The organism is Synechococcus sp. H55.8 (assembly GCF_047462375.1).
In the GTDB taxonomy this organism is placed as follows: domain Bacteria; phylum Cyanobacteriota; class Cyanobacteriia; order Thermostichales; family Thermostichaceae; genus Thermostichus.
The window spans coordinates 21,249-45,359 of the sequence record NZ_JANSJC010000003.1 but is presented as its reverse complement, the minus strand read 5'-3'; the positions used below and the strand labels follow the sequence as shown (position 1 = coordinate 45,359).

Below are 24,111 nucleotides of genomic sequence, written 5' to 3'. Positions count from 1 at the left end.
GCTTTCTCCGGATCCCGATGAGCCTGCAGCTTTCGCCGCAATTGCAAGCTCGAATGGCCCAACCCCTTGAGATTGGCGGGGTGAAGATTTTTAGTCGCGTCTTTCAGGCGCCCCTGTCGGGAGTGACAGACAAAGTGTTTCGGGGGCTGGTACGCCGCTTTGCCCCGCAAAGCCTGGTCTACACCGAAATGGTGAACGCGACCGGCTTGCACTATGCCCGCGAGCTACCCCGCATTATGGAAGTGGGGGAGGGGGAGCAGCCCATCGGCATTCAGTTGTTCGACTGCCGACCCCACTTTTTGGCGGAAGCAGCCCGTATGGCGGTGGATGAGGGGGCGACCTTGGTAGATATCAACATGGGCTGCCCTGTGAACAAGATCACCAAAAACGGCGGCGGCTCTGCCCTGCTGCGGGAGCCGGACACGGCAGCCCGGATTGTGGAAGCGGTGGCCAAAGCCGTGCCCGTACCTGTTACAGTGAAAACTCGCCTGGGTTGGTCGGATCAGGAGATCAACATTCTGGATTTTGCCCACCGGCTGCAGGAGGCCGGAGCGCAATTGCTGACTTTGCATGGCCGGACACGGGCTCAGGGGTTCAACGGCAAAGCCCGTTGGGATTGGATTCGCCGTGTCAAAGAGCATCTGCGCATTCCGGTAATTGCCAACGGGGATATTTTCTCACCAGCGGCGGCGGTAAAGTGTCTGGAGGAAACTGGCGCCGATGGGGTGATGTGCTCCCGCGGCACCATGGGCTATCCCTTCCTGGTGGGGGAAATCGATTACTTCCTGAAAACCGGCCAAGAAAGACCAGCTCCTACCCCCCTGGAGCGGATTCAAATGGCTTTAGAACACTTGCGGGGCCTCTGGGAGTGTAAGGGGGAACGTGGCATCCGACAGGCCCGCAAGCACATGACTTGGTACATCAAAGATTTTGTGGGGGCTTCTCAATTCCGCGCCCTTCTCTGTCGCATCGAAACCTTGCAAGAAGGGGAAACCCTGCTTTTGCAAGCTATGGAGCGCTGCCAAGAAACAACCTCTCGACCGGAAGAGGCGCTTGAAACGACTGAGGGGATCGACCTTCTTCCTGAGGCGGGTTAGGCGTAGCTCCCCTCTCCTTTTGGGGGAGGGGGTAAAGCATCTCAATCTTGCTTGCAAGGCTACGACGCCTGCTGCTGGGACAGAGCTGCCACCAGTTTGTCTCCCATTTCCCGGCAACCCACTAAGGTTGTTCCCTCGGAATAGATATCTGGGGTGCGGTAACCCTGTGCCAAAACGGCCTCTACCGCCTGTTCGATGCGGTCGGCAGCTTGCGGCTGTTCCAGGGAGTAACGCAGCAGCAGAGCGCCGGAGAGCACCTGGGCAATGGGGTTGGCTTTGTCTTGTCCGGCAATATCGGGAGCCGACCCGTGTACCGGCTCGTACACCCCAGGGCCGGAGGATCCCAAGGAGGCCGAGGGCAGCATACCAATAGAGCCGGTCAGCATTGCCGCCTCGTCGGACAGGATATCGCCGAAGAGATTGCCGGTGAGGATGACGTCGAACTGCTTGGGCCAGCGCACCAACTGCATAGCAGCATTGTCGATGTAGAGGTGGGAAAGTTCCACGTCGGGGTACTCAGCCGCCATGGCATTGACCCGCTCCCGCCACAGTTGCGATACCTCCAGGACATTGGCCTTGTCCACCGAGCAGAGCTTGCGCCGCCGCTTGCGCGCCAGTTCGAAGGCCACACGAGCGATGCGATCGACCTCGGCCTCGCTGTAGACCATGGTGTTCACGCCGCGCCGGGATCCCTTGGCATCTGTGAAGATCCCTTTGGGTTGACCAAAGTAGATGCCCCCTGTTAGCTCGCGTACCACCACCAGGTCGATCCCCGCGATAACCTCCGGCTTCAGGGAAGAGGCCGCCACCAGTTGGGGGAAGACTTTCACCGGGCGCAAGTTGGCAAAGAGCCCCAGGCCGGCCCGCAAGCCCAACAAAGCCCGTTCTGGGCGTTTCTCAGGAGGCAGGGTGTCGTACTTAAAGTCGCCAACCGCTGCCAGATAGACGGCGTCGCTCTCCTGGGCCATTTTCAGGGTTTCTGGCGGCAAGGGATCCCCCGTTTCCTCATAGGCCGCCCCGCCGATCAGACCCTCCTGCCACTGAATGGAAAACCCCATCTGGGCAGCAACCGCATCCAAGACAGCCCGCCCCACCCGCATGATTTCTGGGCCAATCCCATCGCCGGCTAGGGCCGTGATCCGATAGGTTCGAGCAGTTGCGGCGCTCATGAGCAGTCAAGCTGAAGACAATGGCGTAGAAATACTACCATTTCGGCGGGCTCAGCCATCCCTTGGCACACAGGTTTGTGGAGAACTCCCCCAAAAAGCTCTCTCCAGGGATGATATAAGGTGCAGCCTGGCCACTGACCTGCTGCACCCTATAACAATAATGATGAGCAAACCCTCAAGCTAAAGCTCTAGAACAAGCCCAAGGTGACCCACTTATCCAAGGGCAAAGTGGCACCGATACCCAGGTAGAGGGTAACCAAGGTGCCGATCAAAAACACCGTCGTCGCCACCGGGCGGCGCAGCGGATTTTGGAACTTGTTGACGTTTTCGATGAAGGGCACAAACAAAAGACCGACAGGAATAGCAGACATCAGAGCAATCCCCAACAACTTGTTGGGAGCAATACGCAAAATGTGAAAAGCGGGGTAGAGATACCATTCCGGCAGAATTTCCAGCGGTGTGGCAAAGGGATCCGCCGGCTCGCCCACCCCTGCGGGATCCATGACCGCCAGGCCGACGATTAGACCGATGGTACCCAGGATCACCACCGGAAACATAAAAAGCAAATCGTTGGGCCAAGCAGGCTCACCATAGGTCATATGGCCCATGTTTTTCTTCAGCTTGGCTACAACCTTGGGGTTGTCTAGGTCAACTTTGCGGGTAATGGCCTCAGTCGCTATGACCTGCTTTGAGATAGCCATGAGAGTTCTCCTTGCAAAAATCCTGAACCAGAAGCTAAAGGGTCACCGTTTGCGGAGCCAAGAGACAAACTTTGCTCACAAAGGCCCAGAAATCCCTTGGCGGCGGATCATCAGAAAGTGCATGGTCATGAAGACCGCAGCCAGCCAGGGTAACACAAAAGTATGCAAGCTGTAGAAGCGAGTCAGAGTCGCTTGGCCGACAGCTTCGCCGCCACGGATAAGCTGCACCAACAAGTCACCCACCACCGGAATCGCACTGGGCACACCGGAGACGATCTTGACTGCCCAGTAGCCCACCTGATCCCAGGGCAGGGAGTAGCCGGTAACGCCAAAAGAAACTGTCAGCACCGCCAAGATCACACCGGTCACCCAGGTCAGCTCGCGAGGCTTCTTGAACCCTCCTGTCAGATAAACCCGGAAGGTGTGTAGGATCATCATCAACACCATCATGGAGGCGCTCCAGCGATGGATGGAGCGCAGCAGCCAGCCGAAGTTGACCTGGGTCATGATGTAGTTGACCGACTCAAAGGCCTCGGCCACCGTCGGACGGTAGTAGAAGGTCATGGCGAAGCCGGTGGCAAACTGAATAAGGAAGCACACCAGCGTCACCCCGCCAAGGCAGTAGAAGATGTTAACGTGAGGCGGAATGAATTTCCCAGTTGCGTCGTCGACGAAAGGCGTAATCTCCAGCCGCTCGTCCAACCAGTCGTAAACTTTGCTCATGATGCCTGCAGTTTTTGAAAAGTGGATCTTGAGGGCAGGGCAGGCCTGCTCCACTCAGCAATCTAACACAATTCTTTAACACCATCCTGACGCAAGGCTCAGCTTTGGGAGCCAGATCTCGATCCCGACAGGCCAGACGACTTTTCAATGCTGTGTTTTGTTCACATTTCTTAACTTTTTTAGGATAGATGGTTGTGCAGAAGCTGAGACACACAGGGCTCCATCGGAGATGGTGGGGGATCCGAGCAAGGTTGGCCTGGGGCATCCGCATTGTTCTGCTGGGGTGTTTGCTCTGGGCGAGTTTGGGCATGGATGCCTGTCCAGTTCAGGCCAGTCGCTGGGGAGAAGAGCAGCAACTGCTGGCGCAGGCCTGGGCCTATGTGGATCGAGCCTATGTAGATCCGGGGTTTAACGGGCAAAACTGGTGGCAGGTGCGGCAACGGTTTCTCTCCCGGCCCCTGAAGGATCGGCAAGAGACCTACCGCGCTATTGAGGAGATGTTGGCGACGCTGGGGGATCCTTTTACCCGCTTTCTGGACAAAGAGCACTACCTTAGCTTGCAGACCTCTACAGCCGGGGAGCTGAGCGGTGTCGGTTTGCAGATCGCCATCGACGAGCAGGGCTCGGTGCGGGTAATTGCGCCTATGGAAGGCACTCCTGCCGAGCAGGCCGGGATTCAACCTCAGGACGAGATTTTGGCCGTGGATGGGGTGCCGGTGGCAGGGCTGAGCTTAGACGAAGTGGCCGAACGGCTGCGGGGGCGCAGCGGCACGCCGGTTACTCTGAAGCTGAAGCGGCAGGATCGCGTTTGGGAGGTGGAGCTGGTGCGCCAGTCGATCACCATCAACCCCGTGCGCACCCGTTTTTTTGAGCTGCCTCAGGGAACGGTGGCCTACATTCGCCTCAGCCAGTTCAACGGCAATGCTGCCGCTCAGGTTCGTCAAGCCATTCGGGCCGCTGAAGCTCAGGGGGTGCGGGGCTACATTCTCGACTTGCGCAACAACCCAGGGGGACTCTTACAGGCGGCCATCGAGATCGCCCGCTTCTGGATCCCCAAGGGCGACATCGTGCTGGTGACGGATCGCCACGGCATTCAAGACAGCATTCCCGCCACCGGCGAGGTGCTCACAGAGGCGCCGCTGGTGGTCTTGGTGAACCAGGGCAGCGCCAGTGCCAGTGAAGTGTTGGCCGGGGCACTTCAGGACAGTGGGCGAGCCCGACTGGTGGGAACGCGCACCTTTGGCAAGGGGCTGATCCAATCCCTGCTGGAGCTGGCAGATGGCTCTGGGCTGGCGGTGACGACGGCCAAGTACCTCACCCCCAGCGGCCATAACATCCATCACCAGGGGATCCAGCCGGATGTGGTGGTGGGGGAGGGATCCGTTCCCCTAACGGCAGAAACCCTGGCCGGGCCGGAGGACATCCAGCTTCAGCGAGCCCTGGAGCTGTTGGGGCAGCCCCAGGGGATCCCGGTGGCACAAGGCCGCTAGGAGGGGATTGCGTTCCAGGTCTCCACCCCGTGGAGATCTCAATCTTTGGCATTCGGGATGGGGACTCCTGTTTGTTTTCGATTCGTTTTAGGATCGGGAGCAGAGTTGCCTGGGCCACTTCTCGGCTCCGGCGTCGATCTCTGACTTTGTCCGCTCCCGCCTGCATGAACGCCATCCAACAATTCCACCACTTTTTCAACTGCTGCATCGGGGCTTGGCGCACCGAGCGCACCTACCATTACCTAGACCGTGGCGAGGTGGAGCGCTCCCGCACCGAGTTCACCATTCGCACCCTCACCCCTGAGCTGAAGCACAAGGTGCTGGCCGACAACAACTACCCCAACCACAACGTGGATGGTTTTTTGGGCTTTCACTTGGCTTTTGAGACGGTTTCCGAAACGGGGGAGGAGGCCGGGCAAGAGCTGAACATGCTGTTTGTCCCTCGGCAAGAAACCTCCCTGGGTCTGGAGGGAGACTATCTGCGGGATCGGGCCTATGAGGAAGATCGCCCGATGGTGGCGGTTTTCCGGTTCGATCCTGGATCCCTGCAACTGGTGATGACCACCACCTACACGCGCGTGGTTGCCGTAGATACCATCACCCTACTCAATCCTCGTCTGCGCCTGCGGCAGATCCTCACCTACCGACGCCCCCCTCAAGGTCAGCCTTTGCAGGAGCTGTTGCTGGTGGGGTTTGGAGTAGAACAGAAGCTGACCTAGCCTGCGGAGCCCGAAGATGGCCCTTCCCGAAAACCTGGGATTGACCCAGCACCTGGCCCTGATCCAGTCGAAGTTCGAGCGAGGAGACTATCGGCAGGCGCTGGAACAGATAAAGCAGGCCCAAAGCCGCTACCCACAGTCGGGCAAGCTACGGCTCTGGCAGGCCCTGGCCCAAGAAGCCCTTGGCGAAACGCAGGAGGCCATCCGGTTGGCCCAAACCCTGCTGCGCAACCCGGATCCAGAAGTTGCCCAGCAGGCTCGCTATGTTTTGGGCATCTGGCAAGCTCCCCGTCTGCGGCGTCCGGCGGAGTGGTTGAGCGAAATTCCCGATCTCAGCCGGCTCGAGGAAGCTGACCCCCCGGCGTACCGCTTGGACTATGGGCAATCTCAGCGCAAGGGCTCTTCCCCCAAATCTGGCGATTCCCTTGATCCTCGCGAAGCCGCTCCCCCGTTGGATACAAAGCCGCTCACCTGGGCGTTAATCGGGATCCTCTCTGCCCTGCTGGCCGTGATGGCCTGGCTGCCCTAGATGGGGGTACATAAGACTCCCCCAAGCTTAGGTTGCGGCAGGTCGGCAAGCTGTGGAGAAAACAGCAGGGCACCTCATGGGGATCCCAGTTAAAAGCTGGCGGGAGGAACAACGACCCTCGCCGCCGCGGAGTTGAGGGGAGATACTGGAAATAGATCGATGCGGGAGCGGATCGGGGTCAAGGGTTCCGATAGGCTCCCCGGCGCGTCTCGGCGAAAAGCGGAGGTTAAGAGTGGCTACCCAAACATTGGTGATGGACGCAGTAGAACAGTTGGGCCTGCGGGTCACTCTGGGAGATATTGCCTCCAGCACGGGCCTATCTTTACACGAGGCCAAACAAGAGCTGCTGAATTTGGCCCAAAAGGCGGAGGGGCATCTGCAAGTTTCCCGGCAGGGGGAGATCGCCTACGTTTTCCCGCCTGATTTTCGCAGCATTCTCAAGCGCAAAGAGCAGCAGGATCGGCTTGCCGCCCTGCGTCGCAAGCTGTGGGGGGGCTTTCTCTATGGGCTGCGCATCTCCTTTGGCATCCTGCTGGTGGTGTCGATTGTTTTGATCGTTTTGGCCTTGATTGCTCTGCAGATGGCCAGTAGCCGCGAGGAGGACAATCGCAGCCGGTCGCGGGGGATAGGGTTTTACTACTTTCCCAACCTTTGGGTTGGCAACCCCTTCTGGGATCCCTATCCCTACTACTACAGGGACTATTCCGGTCGGGCGCGCCCCCGCCAGGAACAAGCAGAGATGAACTTTTTGGAGGCGGTGTACAGCTTCCTGTTTGGGGATGGGGATCCCAATGCCAACCTAGAGGAGGAGCGCTATGCCCTCATCGGCCAACTGATTCGCGCCAATGGAGGGGTGATCACAGCAGAGCAGGTGTTGCCCTATCTGGATGTGGAGCCGGGATCCCCGGCCCTGGAGTATGAAGACTACATGCTGCCGATTTTGCTCAAGTTCGACGGTCAGCCGGAGGTGAGCGACGACGGGGATATCGTCTACCGCTTCCCGGAGCTGCAGGTGGCCGCCTCAGAGCGCCAGCCCAAGGGGATCCCTGAAGTGTTGCAAGAGAAACCCTGGGTGTTTAGCCGGGCTACACCTGGTCAACTGACCCTGGCGGGGGGATTGGGGGTGCTCAATTTCTTTCTGGCCGCCATTCTCTACGGAGCGCGGGAAGAGGTGGCCGCCGCCGCCGGCAGCAACGCCTTTTTGGCGTTTATCTACCCGCTGATTGGATTCCTCTTCCTCTACGGCACGCTGTTTTTGGCCGTGCCTGCCGTTCGCTGGCTGGCCTTGCAAATTCGCAATCAAGGGGTGGAGCGGCGCAATCGCATCCGGCAGCTTTGGCGAGAGCAACTGAAGCGTCCCACAGAGGCGCTGCTGCGCAAACTCAACTTTGCCCGCCGCTTCCGCCGTCAGGAAGTTGTGTCCGAGTCCGACACCATTTACTCGACCGACCGAGATCTGATCGAGCAGCGGGACTACCGTCTGGACGAGCCGGCATTCCGCACGCTGCTGGAACTGGAATCAGAAGCTCAGGAGGATCGCCCCGAAACCGAACCAGTGCGCAAGCAGCGTCCCCTCTAGGACTTACAGCAACCACTCGGAGGCCCGCTCCCCCACCTTTTGCAAATCCAGAGGAATGGCCACCGCTTTGCCCATGCGAGGCCTCTGACGGGTGGCTTCGATTTCGCGGCGCACGGTTTCCCACACCCCCCAAGCCTGTAAATGGGCCATCACCTTCTCCAAGTGGGCCAGGTACTCGGCCTCGCTCAAGGGAAAAGAGGGCTGCTCCAGGTAGCGCCACATCACCAGCAACACCACCTTTTGCTGGATACGCCGCAACTGCACGTCGTAGGAGCAGCCCCACTTGTCTTGCAGCAAAGCTTGAAAGTCGGATCCCGTCATCGCACTGGCTTGAGACTGGCTTCAATGTTGCCGGGTAGGCTGAAGGCCTTGGGTTCACCGTTGCATTTCTTAACGATATTGGCCAAAGGGGTCGGTTAGGATGGTGTCGCTTGTCAACGAACGTTAAAACTTCTCAGGTCTGCATTTGCCATTATGACGGAAGCGGTTAGCAACTTTGAAGCCCCCCCCATGAGCCGGCGGGTTTTTCTGAATGCCCTGCTCAGTGGCTCGGTGGGAGTGGTGGTGGTGGGCGCCCTCTACCCAGTGGTGAAGTATTTTATTCCGCCCTCGTCCGGGGGAGGGGGTGAGGGCCTCATCGCTCAGGACGCCCTCGGCAAGCCCATCAGCGTCAGTGAACTGTTGGCCACCCATGCCGCCACGGATCGGGTGCTGGCCCAAGGCTTAAAGGGGGATCCCACCTATATCGTGATCGACAACGGGGCGGTGGCCAATTACGGCCTCAATGCTGTTTGCACCCACCTCGGCTGTGTGGTGCCCTGGAATGTGGGAGAAAACTTGTTTAAGTGCCCTTGCCACGGATCCCAGTACGCGGCCAACGGCAAGGTGATCCGGGGGCCGGCTCCCCGCTCGCTGGAGCTGGTGAGCGCCACAGTGGATGGCGACAACGTTCGCTTCAGCCCCTGGCAAGGCCCCGATTTCCGCGAGGCCTAGCTGAAGGAGCAAGGGATCCCGACAGCTCTACGGCGGCAATTGGGTTCAACTGTTAACTGAGGTTAACTGAATTCCCGGTCGTGCCAGCGGGATGGAGTCCTTTTAAAACGGTGAGTCAGGATCCCGATGGCGAGGTGAGCCGCTTGTGGTTAGGTCAGCTTCTGCCGAGCGAGGTGGGGCGAATGATCGAGATCGCTCTTCCCCAATTGTGTTCCAAAACTGTGATTGCAATCCATTCTGAGCTGGACTTATGAAGCGAATTTGCTTAGCCGTGTGTGCGCTGCTGCTGTTGCTGGGGATGGGATCCCGTCCGGCGGCAGCCTACCCTTATTACGCCCAGATGGCCTACGACAACCCCCGCGAGGCCACCGGAAAAATTGTCTGCGCCAACTGCCACCTGAACGCCATGCCCGCCCGTGCCGAAGTGCCGCAGGCGGTTACCCCTGGCCAGGTGTTCACCATCAAGGTCGGGATCCCTTATGACCTGAGCAAACAGCAGGTGCTGGGGGATGGCAGCAAAGGCGGGCTGAATGTGGGTGCTGTGGTGGTGTTGCCGGAGGGCTTCCGTTTGGCTACCGAAGAGGAGATGACCGAGGAACAGCGGCAGGAAACCGCCGAGACCTACATCACCCCCTACAGCGACGAGAAGCCCAACATCCTTCTGGTGGGCCCTTTGCCCGGCGAGCAACACCAGGAAATCGTCTTCCCGGTGGTAGCGCCTGACCCGAAAGAGGATCCCTCGGTGGCCTTCATGAAATATCGGGTCTATGTCGGCGCCAACCGCGGTCGTGGCCAGATCAACCCCGACGGCAGCCTCAGCAACAACAACGTCTTCCGCGCTCCCGCCACCGGTCGCCTGGCCAGCATTGCCACCGTCGAGTCGGATCTCAGCGACCTGCCAGCTGAGCTGGCCGCCCTAGTGCCGCCCGAATACGAGTTGCCGGGCACGCGGGTGCTCAGTTTCGAGACCGAAAACGGGATCCAAAACTTGGTAGTGCCGCCGGGGCCGGAGTTGGTGGTTAACGTGGGCGACAGCGTCCAAGAGGGGGATCCGGTCACCAACAACCCCAACGTGGGCGGCTTTGGCCAAGCAGAGCGGGATCTGGTGTTGCAAAGCCCGGATCGGGTGAAATGGCTGGTGGCCTTCCTGGCAGCGGTGGCCATCACCCAGCTCCTGCTGGTGCTCAAGAAAAAGCAAGTGGAACTCATTCAGGCGGCAGAACTTTTGGGCTAGCCCAACCGTTCCCATACTTTTTCCACCACCCCGGAACCAGCCGGGGTGCTTTTTTCTAGGGGATCCGCAGCTCTCCCACAATCACCAACACCGCTTGGCCGGCAATCTCCACACGAGGGCCGAGATCGCGGCACCACAGCTCGCCTCCCCGCGTCGAGAGCTGGCGGGCTTTGAGCTCAGCCCGGCCCAGGCGCCTCGACCAATAGGGCATCAAAAGACACTGGGCAGATCCCGTCACCGGATCCTCCACGATCCCCAACTGGGGGGCGAAAACGCGGCAGACGAAATCCGGCCCATCCTTCAGATCCTCCCCAGAGGCGGTGACGATCAAGCCGGAAACGGGGAGCGCCTGAACCTGGGCCCAATCCGGCTGCACCTGCTGCACCTGCTGGGCCGAAGCCAGCACCGCCATACCCATGCCTCCGCGGCACAGATCTACAGGTGGGATCCCCAAAGCCGCTGCCACCTGCTCTTGCGCTTCCGGCCAGGGCTGGGGAGCCTGGGCGGGAAAATCCATCGCCAGCCGCTCCCCCTGCCGCCGCACCGACAACCGGCCACTGCGGGTGGAAAAGGCCACCTCCTGAGCTTCCGGGTGCACCCCGGTCAAGAGCACATAGGCACCGGCCAAGGTGGCATGGCCACAGAGATCCACTTCCGTCGTCGGAGTAAACCAGCGCAGCCCATAGTGGGGAACAGCGCCCAGGGATCCCTGGGGCAGCAAAAAAGCCGTCTCCGACAAATTGTTCTCCGCCGCAATCGCTTGCATCAAAGCTGCCGGCAGCTCCTGGGGCAGCAAACACACCGCCGCCGGGTTGCCCCCAAAAGGCACCGCCGTAAAGGCATCTACTTGAAAAAACGGGATCCGCACCTGCTTGCTCCACCCCCCTCAGGCCATGATCCCACAACAGGCCCAGAAGTAGAGAGATCCGTACCCAACCGTACCTGCCCAAAAGCGGGATCCCGCCCACAGGGGCTATTGTCAGGCCAGAAAGTTGGCTGATAAACTAGCACTCGTAAGTCGAGAGTGCTAAAACCTCGATTTGCACAAGCTTAAGGTCTCGACTCATAAGTTAAACCCTTCAGCTTCGTGCTTTCGGATCACGGAGGAAAATTGTCATGGCTGCAGTAGCTCTGAACGTCTCTACCCTGAAGCCGCTGGGCGACCGCGTGCTGGTCAAAATTGCCCAGCAGGACGAGAAAACCGCAGGCGGCATCTTTTTGCCCGACACTGCCAAAGAAAAACCCCAAGTGGGGGAGGTGGTCGCTGTCGGCCCCGGCAAGCGCAATGACGAGGGCAAGTTGATCCCGATGGAACTGAAGGCCGGCGATAAAGTGCTCTACTCCAAGTACGCCGGCACAGAAGTGAAGCTGGGCAGCGATGAATATGTGCTGCTGGCCGAGCGGGACATTCTCGCCATTGTTCAGTAATTCATCAGTGCTTCGGTAGCAACTCAACTGCAATTCAGCAGTCGAGCCGTTGAGTCTTTGTTTCACCCTTACCGGCGTTTGTACGTCAGAGGTTAACTATGGCCAAATCGATCATTTTCAGCGAAGACGCTCGTCGCGCCCTTGAGCACGGCATGGATGTATTGGCAGAAGCAGTAGCCGTTACTCTTGGCCCCAAAGGGCGCAACGTTGTACTGGAGAAAAAATTTGGCGCGCCCCAAATCATCAACGATGGGGTAACCATCGCCAAAGAAATCGAGCTGGAAGACCACATTGAAAACACCGGCGTCTCCCTGATCCGTCAGGCGGCTTCCAAGACCAACGACACGGCTGGTGACGGCACCACCACCGCCACCGTCTTGGCCCATGCCATGGTTAAAGAAGGGCTGAAAAACGTAGCCGCCGGCGCCAACCCGATTGCCCTCAAGCGCGGCATTGACAAGGCGGTGAAGTTCCTGGTGGACAAAATTGCCGAACATGCCCGCCCAGTGGAAGACTCCAAAGCCATTGCCCAAGTAGCGTCCATTTCCGCCGGCAACGATGAGGAAGTGGGCCGCATGATTGCCGAGGCCATGGACAAAGTGGGCCGCGAAGGGGTGATCTCCCTGGAAGAAGGCAAGTCCATGACCACCGAGCTGGAAGTGACGGAGGGGATGCGCTTTGACAAAGGCTACATCTCTCCCTACTTCGTCACCGACACGGAGCGGATGGAGGCGGTTCTGGAAAACCCCTACATCCTGATTACCGATAAGAAAATCACCCTGGTGCAAGACCTGGTGCCGGTTCTGGAGCAAGTGGCCCGCGCCGGTCGTCCGCTGCTGATCATCGCCGAAGACATCGAGAAAGAAGCCCTGGCCACCCTGGTGGTAAACAAGCTGCGGGGCGTGCTGAGCGTGGTAGCGGTGAAAGCGCCTGGCTTTGGGGATCGCCGCAAGGCCATGCTGGAAGACATCGCCATCCTCACCGGCGGTGAGGTCATCAGCGAAGAACGCGGCCTGAAGCTGGAGAACGCCCGTCTCGACTCCTTCGGCTCGGCCCGTCGCGTCACGGTAACCAAAGACCACACCACCATCGTGGCGGAAGGCAACGAAGCGGCCGTCAAAGCCCGCTGCGAGCAAATCCGTCGCCAAATTGAAGAAACCGATTCCACCTACGACAAAGAAAAACTGCAGGAGCGCCTGGCCAAGCTCTCCGGCGGTGTGGCGGTGATCAAAGTGGGCGCGGCCACCGAAACCGAGATGAAGGATCGCAAGCTGCGCCTGGAGGACGCCATCAACGCCACCAAAGCGGCGGTGGAAGAAGGGATCGTCCCGGGCGGCGGCACTACCCTGGCGCACCTGATGCCGGTGGTCACCGAGTGGGCGCAGGCCAACCTGTCCGGCGATGAGCTGGTGGGGGCCAACCTGGTTGCCCGCGCGCTGGGCGCTCCGCTGCGCCGCATTGCCGAGAATGCTGGTCAGAACGGCTCGATCGTGCTGGAGCGGGTGAAAGAGAAACCCTTCACGGTGGGTTACGATGCCCAGAACGACGCCTATGTGGACATGTTTGAAGCGGGTATCGTTGACCCGGCCAAAGTGACCCGTTCTGCTCTGCAAAACGCTGCCTCGATTGCCAGCATGGTGCTCACCACCGAAGCGATCGTGGTGGACAAGCCCGAGCCCAAAACCAACACGCCGGCCAGCAGCGGCAGCGGCATGGGTGACTACGACTACTAATCCTCTGGCGAGGGCAGGGTGAGGTTTCTCCACTCATCAGAAAACCTACTGCCTCGCCGGTTCGTAGTCCACTGCCCTGAATAGGATAGATCTTTCGGGATCCCCCTTAGCGGGATCCCTTCTTAGGTTTTGAGGTGGATGTTAGAGGACGGTTCCAAATTGGATAGAGGCCGTGCGAGGGCGCTACTGGCAGTCGAACAGCGAGGGAACCCTACTCCCCTCTCCCTGAGGGAGAGGGGCTGGGGGTGAGGGATCCTCCCTGAGGGAGAGGGGCTGGGGGTGAGGGAATCCTCGATCGAGCGTGTGGAAAAGGGGAAAGCGGTATGGCTCGGTTAATCTGTATTGGCCTAGACCTGGCCTGGTCAAACCGCAACCCCTCTGGGGTGGCGACGTTGCAGGTCGAAATGGGGGATGCCAAAGTCCAGAACCTGACGGGCCGCCTGCTGGACAGTCGCATCCTGCAAACCGACCCGGAAATTGTGGACTACATCCAAGCCCAAGCCGGAGGGGATCCCTGCCTGGTGGCGGTGGACGCCCCCTTGCGCGTCCCCAACCTCAGCGGCCAGCGGCGGGCCGAAGCCGAGCTGAACCAGCTGTTTCGCGCCTACGCCGCCGGCGCCCACCCCGCCAACCGCCGGCTCTTAGAAAAAAACGGCCAAGTGCGAGGGGAAGCCCTGGTGCAAGCCCTCTCCCGCCATGGCTTTCGGGAGCAGGCCAGCATCGAGCGGGGATCCTTGGCCCGCCAGATCACCGAAGTCTTCCCCCACAGCGCCATGGTGAGCCTCTTCGGCCTCCGCCGCACCCTGAAATACAAGGCCCGCCCTCGACGCAGTTGGCCGGAACGGGAACAAGCTTGGCAACTTTACCGGCAGCACCTGCGCTCCCTGACCAACGCCGACCCTGCCCTGCGCGGCCACGAAACCCTGCTCCAGGTGGAGGTGGGATCCCTTAGGGGCCGCCAACTCAAAAACTACGAAGACCAAATCGATGCCCTGATGTGCGCCTACATCGCCCTCTACGGCTTTCGCTGGGGATCCGAGCGCTGCCACAGCTTCGGCAGCCTGCAAGAAGGACACATCTTCACGCCCCTGCCCATCTCAAAGGGCTGATAGGCCGCCGAACCCCTGAACAAGAGAGCAAAAGCCGACAGCTCAGGGCCGTTCCACCAAACGGGTTGAGCCGGATTGGGCAGCGACCCATCCCCCCGGAGCCCCATCTCGCTCGACGCGCAACCAGACGGGCACCTGTCCTTCGCCGGCTTGCACTTCTACCACCCGCAGCAGAGCTTGGCGGGGGGCTGTCCCGACAATGGCTCCCCTCAGGCTGGGCTGCTGGCGGATGTTGATGCCATCGTTGGAGATCACCCGCACCTGTTGGACTCCTTGCCACTCGGCCAGAGGGCCGGTGGGCTCAGGTTCAGGAGTGGGCTCTGCCTGATCAGGACGGCTGAGGGCAACCGGCGGCTGCTCAACTTGCACCTGGGGCTGCTCCAGCGGTGGCGCCGGCGGTGGCGTGAACAGGCCCCGCAGCATTTGCCAGATGATCAGCAGGGAGAGGATGCCGACACCAACCACCCCGGCCAAACGAATGCCGGCGGGAAGGGCAGGGCGCTCACTCCGGCCACGGCGGGATCCCAGGCGGCTGCGGCGGTAACGTTCCCCATCCTGCAAACCTGGGTTCTGAGCAGGGAGCCCCTCAAAGGACTCCGTCCCGCTGGCGGGATCCGCAAGGGCAGAGACACCCGGCCTAGGGGTGCCCCGGTAAGAGGGCAAATCCGAGAGGCGCGGGGGTTCGGGCATGGTTCCTCCCCCTTGCAAGGGGGAGGGTGGGCGAGGCCATTCTTGAGTCTGCTCAAGCAGTCGCGGGCCACCCACCATAGCCGGCAAATGAGGGGGGGGATAGGGGGCTCGCGGAGATAGCATCCCTGCCGGCGGGTCTTCGCGGCTGGGCATCTCGTCCAGGTAGGCTTGGACTTGGGGGTTGTCGAAGTAGGCTTGCAAAGTCGCTTGGGCAGTTTCCAGGCCACGAAACTCTGGGAACACCTCCTCTTGAAACCACCTTTCTGTGAAGCGGCACAGACCCGGCAGATGGTCGGGGGAGCCGGCGGAGTGTTCTTCGATAAACTGCAAGGCCTCTGCTTCTTGGGTGGAGCGCAGATGTTCGAGCGCCTCTTCGGTTTGTCCCAGCAAGAGACTGCAGATGGCCTGCTCCAGATGCACATCCTGTCGTTGCGCCAAGCGAACCAGGTAACCGCGGGCACGCCGCACCAGGGCCGGACGATTTTCCAGATACCCTGCTGCCAGCAATACCTGCACGGCCAAGTAGGCGGCCACCATCGAGGGACGCTCAGCCTCCCGCTCAAACAACTCCTGCTGTTCTTTGAGGGTGAGGTGGCGACGTACCCGCTGGATGAAGCGCAGGAAATCCTCGGTGCTGAGGCCAGAGCCATCTTGACCCATCCCCTCGATGCCGCCCCGTTCGTCCAGCATGGCTTTGAGGAGAGCCAGTCCCTGCTGTCGCTCCCCGTTCGCATCGGCAGCCTCTTGGCCAGTTCGGGAGAAAACATTGGCCTCGTGGCTGAGGAGTTGCAAAATGCGGTAAGGGCGCAGCTTGCCCAGATCAAGGCGGAACTCTGCTTGCATCTGCGGAAAGGCCTGGTACTCCTCCAGCTCGGCCAGGCCCGCCTGCAAAGAACGCGCCGCCTCTTCGTAGGATCCCTGCTGCCAGGCTTCCCGGCCCAGCTCCAAACGGGCGATGGCCCGCGCCAAAATGGCATCGGAACGGGCAGGGTGGCCCTGCTCCAACATCTGTTGAGCCAAATCCAAAGCCGCTTGGTAGTCTCCGGCTTCGCAATACAAACACAGCACGCCTGGCAAGAGGGTCTCTTCCACCGTCAGGGTGGGATCCGCCGGCATGAGGTGTTCGTCGTAGTTTCGTCGCGCCTCTGGGTTAAGCAACACCGAGGCTGCCTCTTGGATAAGCTGAGCGCGAGCTGCCACGGCCTGCGGCGAAAACCCCAGCAGCCAAGAGCGCTCGCCCGGTTTGGGATCGAGCCGCTCCCGGTAGGCCTGCTCGATCTGATGCTCGTCCGCCCGTGGCGACAGCATCAAAACTCGGTAGTAGTCGAGGGGCACTCGCACCGTCATGGCTGTTGTCGGCTCTCCTAATCGCGTCGGATCCCTGAACCCGCCTCGACTTAACTGTAGTCTTTTCCTCAGCAAAAGGGATCCCCTCTTGCTTAGAACCTACCAGTCCCAGCTCCCCGGCTCCCCCTTGAAGGGGCCTACGACCTTGGAGGTAATCCAGCCGCCGTAGAAATCTCCCGGCTGGGGCCGAACTCGCTCTCCATCCACCCGGCACTCCTGCACGCGGCCCGCATAAAAAGCAAGGTAGTCGCGGATGGGCCAAAACTCTGGGCTGGGATCCGAATAGCTCCAGGCGGCATCCACGGCCACTTGGGAGCCGACCTGGATCGTCCAGTAGCGGGCAGTTCCTTTGAACTCGCAGAAGGAGGTGCGGGCGCTGGGGCGGAGATACTCCAGCCGCACGTCGCTGGGGGGAATGTAGTAGGTGGGCGGGTGGCTGGTTTCCAGGATACGGTAGCAGCGGCAGCTGTGGGCGATGAGCTCGCCGTTGAAGAGAACTTCCACCCGCTCGGCGGTGGGCTCCAAGCGGGGCGGGCGCGGGTAGTCCCAGACGGATTCTTGTCCGGGCCGGGGCGGGATGGGCTGGGGGCGCATGGGCAGTCTCCAAAGCAGGATCTGACAGCACCTAAAGCAGACGGCTGGCCTCTACCAGTTTGGCGTACTGCACCAGCAGCAGAGACTGTTGCTCCGGCAACACCTGAATCACCCCCTGCTGCTGCAGACGGCCCAGCACCGCCGCCGCTGCCTCTCGGCTGACCTGGCTGATATCGGCCAAATCCTGGAGGGGAGGGTAAACAATGCGCATTCCCTGGGCGGTCTTCTCGCCAAAGGCCTCTGCCAGTTGCACCAGCGCATGTACCACCCGCAGCGGGGGGCTTTGTCGATCCAGATCGGCCTGCAAATTGGCCAGGCGTAGGCGGCGGGAGAGGCTGCGGGCTAGCTGGTAACACAGGTGCGGCTCCTGCAGCATCAGCGCCTTGAAGGTGGCCGCCGGGATCCCGACAGCCCGCACCGGGGTCAGGGCCAGCACATCCCGCGAGCGGGGGGCCTCGTCCAGTACCGCCATTTCCCCCACCCAAGCGCCCGGCCCGAGCAAAGCTAGGGTTTGGGCGCTGCTTTGTATCCCTTCTGTTGTGCCGATCCGCACAGGCCGCCGCACTTTGGCCCAGCCAGAGAGGATCAGATAAACCACACTGCCCCAGGCATCCTGCATCAAGAGCGCTTGTCCTGCCGCAATATCCCGCAGCTTCACCTGGGATCCCAGCCATTGCAAGGACGCTGCCGAGAGTTGGGCCAGCGTCGGCACCACCTTGAGCTCGGAGAGGAGGGCAGCAGAGACATCAGGAGTCATGCCGGAGGGAGGTTGACCGTACCGCAAGCCCACTGTAGCCCAGCCGCCGGCTCAAGGGCTATCCTGCAAAGGGTTCTCGCACCGCCCTGCCCCCTTGAGCCAAGATCGGGAGAGGGAACCTAACTTCCCCCGTTGCGTCAGGAAACAGAGGTTCTGCTTGGGAGGGGATCCCTCCGTCGTTCAATAACCTATGGATGCCTATGGATGCTGCCCTCAGCGACATCACTGGCCAGCGCTGGTCGGTCTCGGTGAAGAACGTGCCTGCGCGGCCCGAAAAGCTCGCTGATGGGGATCTGGTGCTGCTCTGTCAGCAGGGATCCCAGCCCCACCGCGAGGCCTTTGCTGAGCTGATGCGTCGTCACCAGGCCCATGTGGACAAGGTGCTCTACCACCTCGCCCCGGACTGGCCCGACCGGCACGACCTGGCCCAGGAAGTCTGGATCCGGGCCTACCGCCACCTAAAGCGGCTGCAGGAGCCGGCGAAATTTCGCAGTTGGTTGGGGCGGATTGCCACCAACCTGTTCTATGACGAGCTGCGCAGGCGCAAGCGGCAGCAGCAGCCTCTTTCTTTGGATGCGCCGATTGCAATGCGAGACAGTGAGATGGAATGGGAGCTGCCCAGCGAGAGCCCCAGCCCCCATGAGCACCTCACCACCTGCGAGTTTTACGAGCAGTTGCACCAGGCCGTCCGCGACCTGCCTCAGGTTTTTCGCCAGACAATCCTGCTGCGGGAAATTCAGGGGATGGCCTACGAGGAAATTGCCGAGATCACAGGCGTGTCTTTGGGCACCGTTAAGTCTCGCATTGCCCGCGCCCGCGCCCGCTTACAATCCACCCTAAAACCCTACCTCAACGGTGAATGACCATGGTTCGCGGCAACCGCAACCCCGATCCCAGGGATTCCCAGCAGGAGATGCCGCTGGTGGAGGAGCGCTTTGAACAGTTGAGCGCCTACCTGGATGGGGAGTTGTCCTCTCAAGAAGCGCGGCAGGTGGAAGACTGGCTGGCCAGCGATCCCCAAGCGCGGCAACTGTACAGCCAACTGGCAGCCTTGCAGGCCGGTTTGGCCAATCTCAAGGCCCCAACTTTGGATCCCATCCAGACAGAGCTGCTGATCAGCCACGTGTTCGAGGAGCTGGACCAAAGGCCGGCGCTCGATCTGGGCTGGCGGTGGCGCAGGGGCACCCCTTGGGGACGGGTGGCAGCCGCTGTGGTGGCCTTGGCGGGAGCCGGCTGGGCGGGATGGCGTTGGTCGCATCCTCAGCCCTTGGTATCGCTAGAAAATCCGCCGGTGCGGGTGGCCATCGTGCCTGCCTCTGCTCGCGTTGCCCAGCACTACCTGTTCGAGCTGGGGCAAAAGCAAGATGCCTACTCGATTTTGTTTGAGACAACGCCCAACCGTGGACTCCGTCCTGTCAGCGCGATCGGAGCCGAGACGGGCCGGGAATGACCTGAGCAGGCTTGAGAAAGACTGAGGAGTAGAGGGTGGAAAAAGCCGTTCGCAGAGCTTGCGGTCTGGCGGTTTGCCTTTGGCTATGCAGTCTGGGATCCCTGCCGGCCCAGGCTGACCCCAGTGGCAGCCATTTTGCAGCGCCGCAGGACTCACGTCCCTATCCCAATGCCCTGGAGCCCACCAACCTGCCCTCACCGGGATCCCGTCTCACTCCCACCCCCGCCCAAAACCAACCGACCTCTCCCGGGATAGAGCTATCGCCTTTTCCCGATTTCCCCCTCCTTAAGGAGTTGGATCCACCCTCACCAACCTTGGCCGACTTGGGCATCCATTGGGATCACCTGGCCCTGCTGCCGGATCCCGAGCTGGCAGAAGCAATGGATAGGGAGTTCAACCGCCGCCTGGCCCGCCTGAACCGGCAGATTGCCAACCAACAAGAGCGCCTCTACCGCCTGTTGCAAGACTGGGACTCTGACGAGGCCGATATCCGTCAAATTCAGTCCCAACTGAGCCAGTTGCGCACAGAACGGGATCGCCTGGCGCTGGAGCACCTGTTGCTGCTGCGGCAGTTGCAGGAGAACTTTGCCCTGCCTCTACCGGGCCGCTCTGCCGCCAGCTCTCCCTGAGGTGGGAGCAGGTTATGATCGGCAGAGGGCAACCACTGACGGAGCTGAGCAATGGCCCAAGTGCCCAGCAACCCAGAGATCGAGCAATTGGCCGCTGCCATTGGCGAGGAAGTTTACATCGATGTGGCCCGGTGGCACCTCTACCTGCGGGATGCCCACCTGCACACCCTCTTGGCAGAACAACTGGCCCCCCAGGTGATGGCAGGCAAGGTGGATGAGAATGCCGTTACAGAGATCCTGCAAGGGATCCCGGTGAAAGTGGGGGGCGGGCGCAAAGAGCTGCCCCTGGCGGATCTGCTGCCCATGCAAAGCCTGCTGAACTTACTGGATGTGCTGGAGGAGTTCAGCCGCAAATGGGCTCAGTAGAGGGGGAGAAAGCATTGCAGCATCAGCTCAATCGGTTCAAGCAGTCTAGGCGATCGCCGCCTCCAGCCGGCACCTGGCTCAGGGCCGCTGGTTTTGTCCTGCTGCTGGGGCTGTTGTCGGCCTGTCAGGGAACCGAGTGGGGAGAACGGCTGCAACGAGCGGTGCGACCGGTGAGCCTGCCTACCTTCCCCTCTGGAGACCAACCGGAGACGCCCACGCCTCTGCCGGGATCCCGCTCCTCCTCTACCTCTGTCCCCTCTGCTCCTGCGACTCCCCCTGCTTCCTTCACGCCTCCGCCCAGCCAGGTCAGCAGCCGCTTTGCGGATCTGGAGCCCGGATCCCTGGTGGCCCGTGCTGTCTCTGATTTGGATCGGCTGGGGGTCTTTGCCGATGTTGTTGGCAGTGAGTTTCAGCCGCAGCGCAGCGTTCGTCGCGGCGAATTTGCCCGCTGGTTGGTGCTGGCCAACAACGCCATTCACGCCGACCAGCCCAGCCGCCAAATCCGTTTGGGATCCGCCAGCGAGCGCCCCCTCTTTTTGGATGTGCCGGAGGAGGATCCCAACTTTCGCTACATCCAGGCCCTGGGAGCTGCCGGCATCGTTAGCGGCGATACCAACCGCGAGTTTCGCCCCAACAGCCTGCTGTCGCGGGCAGAGCTGATCCGCATGAAGGCACCTCTGGATTTGCCTCCCGGCCAAATCAAGGGATCCCGATTAGAGCTGGAGGAGCGTTGGGGCTTTACCGATGCGGCGCAGATCCCTGAGGAGGCGGTTGCCCCCCTGGTGGCGGATCGCGGCCTGGAGAATGCTTCCACCGTGTTGCGCACCTTCGGCCCCATCCGCACCTTTAACCCCTTTGAGCCGGTCAGCCGCGGGGAAGCGGCAATTGCCCTGTCGGCCTTTGGAGAGCGGACGGCTCAAGAAGCTGCCTTGCCAACCGCAACTCCCGCAGCCAAGCCCCTCGATCTTGAGCCTTCTCCCCCTGCTGCCGAACCAGACCCGACCCCTTCCCCCGCTCCCACCCCTGAGGGCGAACCCTCTCCCGGCGCTGCTAGCAACCCTGAGCCATCCCCACCACTCAGGATCCCAGCAGTTGCTCCAGGGGCAGGGGAAATCGTTACGCCGCGCCAGCCTCAACCCTGAATTAGAGGGATCCCAAGCTGCGGGAGCAGAGAGGTCTAAAGCGCTGGCGCTCATTGCAAAGATCCAACCGCTCAAGGGGGAGCCAGGATCCCCGCGACTCTTGTTGTAGAAGGCGGGAAAGGATCTGTTGCCGCTCTCTACGTCGTTATTGCTACGCAACGCTGTCGCGAACGCGCTACTATCCCCAACTCCCCTCTCCCCTTGGGAGAGGGGCTTGGGGTGAGGGTCGAGCGGCGCGGAGCGCTTGGGAAGTGTCTCGCTCTAGTTTGCAATTAAATAAAATGGGAGAAGCCAGGAAAATCGACAGGGATCCCGTCTGTGTCTGCGACTGTTCCCGAAATTCGCTCTGAAGAGCTGCTGCGCTACACCGTGATTGGGTCGCGGCGGCCCAGCGTCTACTTTTGGGCGGTGGCGCTGACAGGGGGTGGGCTGGGCTTTACCCTGGCCGGTCTTTCCAGCTATTTCCACCGCAACTTGCTTCCCTTTTCCGATCCCGCCAGCCTGGTGTTCATTCCCCAGGGCATTGCCATGCTCTTTTACGGTGTGCTCGGATCCCTGGCGGGGCTGTATCAATGGCTGAGCCTGTACTGGAACCTGGGAGGCGGCTACAACGAGTTCGACCGCCGCACCCAGAAGATAACCCTGGTGCGGCAGGGCTTTCCGGGCAAAAACCGCGAGGTGCGGCTGGAATACGACTTTGCCGAGGTGCAAAGCCTGCGGGTCGAGCTGCGAGAAGGCCTCAACCCCCGCCGAGTTATCTACTTGCGGGTGAAAGGACGCGGCGACATCCCCCTCACCGGCGTTGGCCAGCCCCCTCCCCTGGCCGAGATCGAAAACCAAGCAGCCGAGATCGCCCGCTTTCTCAATGTCAGCCTAGAAGGTATTTGAGGGGGGATCCCAGCAGTCGACTCAGCAAGCAAAACCTCCCTCTCCCTAAGGGAGAGGGGCTGGGGGTGAGGGAGCTCTAGTAGCTAGGCAAAGCTGCAGAGCCCGCAACTGTCAGAGAAGGGCTGGTCGCCTCTGGAGCAAAAGCCTGGGCTGTCGGGAACCCCAAAAACGGGCTTTGCTCCACCGCCTGGGTGGAGAGAGTAAAGAGCGGATTGGAGAGGATCCCGGCAAAGATCGTGGCCACCAGCGTCAGCACCATGCCCACCCGCAAAGCCGGCATGCCTTCGGCCTGCCAGTTGGTCTCAGGGTAGTTTTGCACCGAAAGCGACATCTCCTGCGGCTCTTTTACCACCATGGTTTTCACCACCCGCACGTAGTAGTAGATGGAGATGACGCTGGTCACCAAGCCCACCAGCACCAGCGTGTAAGCCCCTGCCTGCCAGCCGGCCCAGAAAAGATAGAGCTTGCCGAAAAAGCCCGCCAGCGGCGGCAACCCGCCCAGAGAGAGCAGACAAATGCTCAGGCAAAGGGTGAGGAAGGGATCCTTCTGATAGAGGCCGCTGTACTCGTTGATTTCGTCGGTGCCGGTCTTGAGGCTGAACAGGGTGACGCAGAGAAAGGCTCCCAGGTTCATGGCCAAATAGACCATCAGGTAAAAAATCAAGCTGGCATAGCCCGCTTCGGTGCCCGCCACCAACCCAATCAAGACAAAACCCGCCTGCCCAATGGAAGAATAGGCCAGCAGGCGCTTGAGGCGGGTTTGGGCGATGGCCACCACGTTCCCCAGCACCATGGTCAAAATGGCCAGCACCGAGAGCACCGCCCGCCACTCTTCCGTCATGGCCGGGAAGACGGTAGCCAAAAAGCGAATGGCCAGGGCAAAACCTGCCGCTTTGGATCCCACCGACAAAAAGGCCACCACCGGCGTCGGGGATCCCTCATAAACATCAGGAGTCCACTGGTGAAAAGGCACCGCCGCCAGCTTAAAGCCAATGCCGCCCAGGCAGAACACCAAGGCAAGGATCCCCACCAGGCCGGCATTGGCCAGGTAGGGCGCGATGGCCGCCAATTGGGTCTGCCCCCCCGACAGGCCGTAGAGCAGCGACATGCCGTAGAGGAAGATGGCCGTGCTGCTGGCCCCCGTCAAAAGGTACTTCAGGGCTGCCTCGGAAGAACGCGGATCCCGCTTGGTGTAGCCGGCCATCAGGTAGCTGGCGATGCCCAGCGTTTCCAAGGAGACGAACACCATGATTAAATCCGTCGCCCCGGCGAGGAACATGCCCCCCAAGGTGGCGGTGAGGAGCAACACATAAAACTCGCCAGTGGGTGTCCCCGCCTGGGCGATGTAGCGCTCCGCCATCATCACCGTCAGAGCTGCCGTTGCCACCACCAGGCCCCGGAAGAGAATGCTAATTGGATCCGCCGCAAAGCTGCCCAAGAAGCTCTCCAATTGGGGCTGCTGCCATTGCAACACCAAGGTCACCAAGGCTCCGATCAAGCCGAAGATGGAGAGGATCGGAAGATTTTTGCGCGCCGCCGACCCACCCACCAGATCCACCACCAAGACGATCAACAGCGTGAGGGTAACTACCACTTCCGGCCAGATAGCACCAGCCTGCAGGTTTCCGGTTGGGGCGAAGACATCCATAGGAGAAGACTATGAAGAGAGGTTAACGGGATCCAAAGCCAGCATACCGCGATTTCTGGGCTCTCTTCTCTCTTCAGGCATGGCTTCTCCCAATTA

25 protein-coding genes are annotated in these 24,111 nt (G+C 60.8%); 16 read left to right on the top strand and 9 right to left on the bottom strand.

Annotated features, from left to right (window positions below):
* Window positions 1-17 precede the first annotated feature (17 nt).
* Window positions 18-1,097, top strand: a complete 1,080-nt coding sequence (gene dusB, locus NW862_RS02100) for a tRNA dihydrouridine synthase DusB (RefSeq protein ID WP_414348651.1) — start codon at window positions 18-20, stop codon at window positions 1,095-1,097.
* A gap of 59 nt (window positions 1,098-1,156) precedes the next feature.
* Here the strand turns inward: dusB and leuB are convergent, their stop codons facing one another.
* The 3 genes from leuB to petB all read right to left on the bottom strand — a co-directional run bounded on the left by leuB (window position 1,157) and on the right by petB (window position 3,690).
* On the bottom strand, window positions 1,157-2,266 hold the full coding sequence (gene leuB, locus NW862_RS02095; RefSeq protein ID WP_414333409.1) for a 3-isopropylmalate dehydrogenase: 1,110 nt from the start codon (window positions 2,264-2,266) through the stop codon (window positions 1,157-1,159).
* Window positions 2,267-2,454: 188 nt separating this feature from the next.
* The gene (gene petD / locus NW862_RS02090; protein ID WP_414333407.1) at window positions 2,455-2,967 is read right to left on the bottom strand and encodes a cytochrome b6-f complex subunit IV; all 513 of its coding nucleotides are present in this window, start codon (window positions 2,965-2,967) and stop codon (window positions 2,455-2,457) included.
* Window positions 2,968-3,042: 75 nt separating this feature from the next.
* Window positions 3,043-3,690: a cytochrome b6 gene (petB, locus tag NW862_RS02085; RefSeq protein WP_414333405.1), complete on the bottom strand. Its 648-nt coding sequence runs from the start codon at window positions 3,688-3,690 to the stop codon at window positions 3,043-3,045.
* 188 nt (window positions 3,691-3,878) lie between these two features.
* Here petB and NW862_RS02080 point away from each other — a divergent pair, with 188 nt between their 5' ends.
* From NW862_RS02080 to NW862_RS02065, 4 genes are all read left to right on the top strand, one after another.
* Window positions 3,879-5,180, top strand: coding sequence for a S41 family peptidase (locus tag NW862_RS02080; RefSeq protein ID WP_414333403.1), 1,302 nt, complete (start codon window positions 3,879-3,881; stop codon window positions 5,178-5,180).
* A gap of 164 nt (window positions 5,181-5,344) precedes the next feature.
* The gene (locus NW862_RS02075) at window positions 5,345-5,899 is read left to right on the top strand and encodes a phycobiliprotein lyase (RefSeq protein ID WP_414333401.1); all 555 of its coding nucleotides are present in this window, start codon (window positions 5,345-5,347) and stop codon (window positions 5,897-5,899) included.
* Between the two features lie 16 nt (window positions 5,900-5,915).
* Window positions 5,916-6,428 (top strand): tetratricopeptide repeat protein, encoded by a 513-nt coding sequence (locus NW862_RS02070; RefSeq protein WP_414333399.1) that lies wholly within the window; start codon window positions 5,916-5,918, stop codon window positions 6,426-6,428.
* 232 nt (window positions 6,429-6,660) lie between these two features.
* The gene (locus tag NW862_RS02065) at window positions 6,661-8,007 is read left to right on the top strand and encodes a hypothetical protein (protein ID WP_414333397.1); all 1,347 of its coding nucleotides are present in this window, start codon (window positions 6,661-6,663) and stop codon (window positions 8,005-8,007) included.
* Window positions 8,008-8,010: 3 nt separating this feature from the next.
* Here the strand turns inward: NW862_RS02065 and NW862_RS02060 are convergent, their stop codons facing one another.
* On the bottom strand, window positions 8,011-8,328 hold the full coding sequence (locus NW862_RS02060; RefSeq protein ID WP_414333396.1) for a DUF3067 family protein: 318 nt from the start codon (window positions 8,326-8,328) through the stop codon (window positions 8,011-8,013).
* Between the two features lie 153 nt (window positions 8,329-8,481).
* Between NW862_RS02060 and NW862_RS02055 the strand changes: the two genes are divergently transcribed.
* Window positions 8,482-9,000 carry a cytochrome b6-f complex iron-sulfur subunit gene (locus tag NW862_RS02055; protein ID WP_414333394.1) on the top strand — a complete coding sequence of 173 codons (519 nt, stop codon included), beginning with the start codon at window positions 8,482-8,484 and terminating at the stop codon, window positions 8,998-9,000.
* Between the two features lie 250 nt (window positions 9,001-9,250).
* On the top strand, window positions 9,251-10,234 hold the full coding sequence (locus NW862_RS02050; protein ID WP_414333392.1) for an apocytochrome f: 984 nt from the start codon (window positions 9,251-9,253) through the stop codon (window positions 10,232-10,234).
* 55 nt (window positions 10,235-10,289) lie between these two features.
* On the opposite strand, the gene NW862_RS02045 is transcribed toward NW862_RS02050, so the two are convergent.
* The gene (locus tag NW862_RS02045; RefSeq protein WP_414426870.1) at window positions 10,290-11,102 is read right to left on the bottom strand and encodes a PhzF family phenazine biosynthesis protein; all 813 of its coding nucleotides are present in this window, start codon (window positions 11,100-11,102) and stop codon (window positions 10,290-10,292) included.
* 248 nt (window positions 11,103-11,350) lie between these two features.
* Between NW862_RS02045 and groES the strand changes: the two genes are divergently transcribed.
* The 3 genes from groES (at window position 11,351) to NW862_RS02030 (ending at window position 14,504) form a co-directional block, all read left to right on the top strand.
* Complete coding sequence (gene groES / locus NW862_RS02040) at window positions 11,351-11,662, top strand: co-chaperone GroES (RefSeq protein ID WP_011433225.1); 312 nt, start codon at window positions 11,351-11,353, stop codon at window positions 11,660-11,662.
* 98 nt (window positions 11,663-11,760) lie between these two features.
* Window positions 11,761-13,395 carry a chaperonin GroEL gene (gene groL / locus NW862_RS02035; RefSeq protein WP_414333388.1) on the top strand — a complete coding sequence of 545 codons (1,635 nt, stop codon included), beginning with the start codon at window positions 11,761-11,763 and terminating at the stop codon, window positions 13,393-13,395.
* Window positions 13,396-13,718: 323 nt separating this feature from the next.
* Window positions 13,719-14,504 (top strand): DUF429 domain-containing protein, encoded by a 786-nt coding sequence (locus NW862_RS02030; RefSeq protein ID WP_414333386.1) that lies wholly within the window; start codon window positions 13,719-13,721, stop codon window positions 14,502-14,504.
* A gap of 42 nt (window positions 14,505-14,546) precedes the next feature.
* Here the strand turns inward: NW862_RS02030 and NW862_RS02025 are convergent, their stop codons facing one another.
* The 3 genes from NW862_RS02025 to NW862_RS02015 form a co-directional block, all read right to left on the bottom strand.
* The gene (locus tag NW862_RS02025) at window positions 14,547-16,541 is read right to left on the bottom strand and encodes an SH3 domain-containing protein (RefSeq protein ID WP_414333384.1); all 1,995 of its coding nucleotides are present in this window, start codon (window positions 16,539-16,541) and stop codon (window positions 14,547-14,549) included.
* Window positions 16,542-16,640: 99 nt separating this feature from the next.
* Entirely contained in the window at window positions 16,641-17,135 is a 495-nt protein-coding gene (locus NW862_RS02020) for a DUF427 domain-containing protein (protein ID WP_414333382.1), read from the bottom strand.
* A gap of 31 nt (window positions 17,136-17,166) precedes the next feature.
* On the bottom strand, window positions 17,167-17,892 hold the full coding sequence (locus NW862_RS02015) for a Crp/Fnr family transcriptional regulator (protein ID WP_414333380.1): 726 nt from the start codon (window positions 17,890-17,892) through the stop codon (window positions 17,167-17,169).
* Window positions 17,893-18,092: 200 nt separating this feature from the next.
* Here NW862_RS02015 and NW862_RS02010 point away from each other — a divergent pair, with 200 nt between their 5' ends.
* The 6 genes from NW862_RS02010 (at window position 18,093) to NW862_RS01985 (ending at window position 22,367) form a co-directional block, all read left to right on the top strand.
* On the top strand, window positions 18,093-18,755 hold the full coding sequence (locus NW862_RS02010) for a sigma-70 family RNA polymerase sigma factor (RefSeq protein ID WP_414333379.1): 663 nt from the start codon (window positions 18,093-18,095) through the stop codon (window positions 18,753-18,755).
* Between the two features lie 2 nt (window positions 18,756-18,757).
* Window positions 18,758-19,342, top strand: coding sequence for an anti-sigma factor family protein (locus NW862_RS02005; RefSeq protein WP_414333378.1), 585 nt, complete (start codon window positions 18,758-18,760; stop codon window positions 19,340-19,342).
* Between the two features lie 35 nt (window positions 19,343-19,377).
* Window positions 19,378-19,971: a hypothetical protein gene (locus NW862_RS02000; protein ID WP_414333377.1), complete on the top strand. Its 594-nt coding sequence runs from the start codon at window positions 19,378-19,380 to the stop codon at window positions 19,969-19,971.
* Between the two features lie 51 nt (window positions 19,972-20,022).
* Window positions 20,023-20,337 (top strand): DUF3181 family protein, encoded by a 315-nt coding sequence (locus tag NW862_RS01995; RefSeq protein ID WP_414333375.1) that lies wholly within the window; start codon window positions 20,023-20,025, stop codon window positions 20,335-20,337.
* A complete protein-coding gene (locus tag NW862_RS01990) occupies window positions 20,325-21,479 on the top strand; it encodes an S-layer homology domain-containing protein (RefSeq protein WP_414336636.1) in 1,155 nt (384 codons plus the stop codon). Before NW862_RS01995 ends, NW862_RS01990 begins: the two co-directional genes overlap by 13 nt.
* 318 nt (window positions 21,480-21,797) lie before the next feature.
* Entirely contained in the window at window positions 21,798-22,367 is a 570-nt protein-coding gene (locus tag NW862_RS01985) for a photosystem I assembly protein Ycf4 (RefSeq protein WP_414426869.1), read from the top strand.
* A 76-nt stretch (window positions 22,368-22,443) separates the two neighbouring features.
* On the opposite strand, the gene NW862_RS01980 is transcribed toward NW862_RS01985, so the two are convergent.
* Window positions 22,444-24,015, bottom strand: a complete 1,572-nt coding sequence (locus tag NW862_RS01980; RefSeq protein WP_414347701.1) for an NAD(P)H-quinone oxidoreductase subunit N — start codon at window positions 24,013-24,015, stop codon at window positions 22,444-22,446.
* Between the last annotated feature and the right edge of the window lie 96 nt (window positions 24,016-24,111).

Excerpts from the sequence above, each read along its gene's own strand:
- dusB (WP_414348651.1), top strand. The coding sequence starts at position 18 with ATGAGCCTGCAGCTTTCGCCGCAATTGCAAGCTCGAATGGCCCAACCC.
- leuB (WP_414333409.1), bottom strand. The coding sequence starts at position 2,266 with ATGAGCGCCGCAACTGCTCGAACCTATCGGATCACGGCCCTAGCCGGC.
- petD (WP_414333407.1), bottom strand. The coding sequence starts at position 2,967 with ATGGCTATCTCAAAGCAGGTCATAGCGACTGAGGCCATTACCCGCAAA.
- petB (WP_414333405.1), bottom strand. The coding sequence starts at position 3,690 with ATGAGCAAAGTTTACGACTGGTTGGACGAGCGGCTGGAGATTACGCCT.
- NW862_RS02080 (WP_414333403.1), top strand. The coding sequence starts at position 3,879 with ATGGTTGTGCAGAAGCTGAGACACACAGGGCTCCATCGGAGATGGTGG.
- NW862_RS02075 (WP_414333401.1), top strand. The coding sequence starts at position 5,345 with ATGAACGCCATCCAACAATTCCACCACTTTTTCAACTGCTGCATCGGG.
- NW862_RS02070 (WP_414333399.1), top strand. The coding sequence starts at position 5,916 with ATGGCCCTTCCCGAAAACCTGGGATTGACCCAGCACCTGGCCCTGATC.
- NW862_RS02060 (WP_414333396.1), bottom strand. The coding sequence starts at position 8,328 with ATGACGGGATCCGACTTTCAAGCTTTGCTGCAAGACAAGTGGGGCTGC.
- NW862_RS02055 (WP_414333394.1), top strand. The coding sequence starts at position 8,482 with ATGACGGAAGCGGTTAGCAACTTTGAAGCCCCCCCCATGAGCCGGCGG.
- NW862_RS02050 (WP_414333392.1), top strand. The coding sequence starts at position 9,251 with ATGAAGCGAATTTGCTTAGCCGTGTGTGCGCTGCTGCTGTTGCTGGGG.
- groES (WP_011433225.1), top strand. The coding sequence starts at position 11,351 with ATGGCTGCAGTAGCTCTGAACGTCTCTACCCTGAAGCCGCTGGGCGAC.
- groL (WP_414333388.1), top strand. The coding sequence starts at position 11,761 with ATGGCCAAATCGATCATTTTCAGCGAAGACGCTCGTCGCGCCCTTGAG.
- NW862_RS02030 (WP_414333386.1), top strand. The coding sequence starts at position 13,719 with ATGGCTCGGTTAATCTGTATTGGCCTAGACCTGGCCTGGTCAAACCGC.
- NW862_RS02025 (WP_414333384.1), bottom strand. The coding sequence starts at position 16,541 with ATGACGGTGCGAGTGCCCCTCGACTACTACCGAGTTTTGATGCTGTCG.
- NW862_RS02020 (WP_414333382.1), bottom strand. The coding sequence starts at position 17,135 with ATGCGCCCCCAGCCCATCCCGCCCCGGCCCGGACAAGAATCCGTCTGG.
- NW862_RS02015 (WP_414333380.1), bottom strand. The coding sequence starts at position 17,892 with ATGACTCCTGATGTCTCTGCTGCCCTCCTCTCCGAGCTCAAGGTGGTG.
- NW862_RS02010 (WP_414333379.1), top strand. The coding sequence starts at position 18,093 with ATGGATGCTGCCCTCAGCGACATCACTGGCCAGCGCTGGTCGGTCTCG.
- NW862_RS02005 (WP_414333378.1), top strand. The coding sequence starts at position 18,758 with ATGGTTCGCGGCAACCGCAACCCCGATCCCAGGGATTCCCAGCAGGAG.
- NW862_RS01995 (WP_414333375.1), top strand. The coding sequence starts at position 20,023 with ATGGCCCAAGTGCCCAGCAACCCAGAGATCGAGCAATTGGCCGCTGCC.
- NW862_RS01990 (WP_414336636.1), top strand. The coding sequence starts at position 20,325 with ATGGGCTCAGTAGAGGGGGAGAAAGCATTGCAGCATCAGCTCAATCGG.
- NW862_RS01980 (WP_414347701.1), bottom strand. The coding sequence starts at position 24,015 with ATGGATGTCTTCGCCCCAACCGGAAACCTGCAGGCTGGTGCTATCTGG.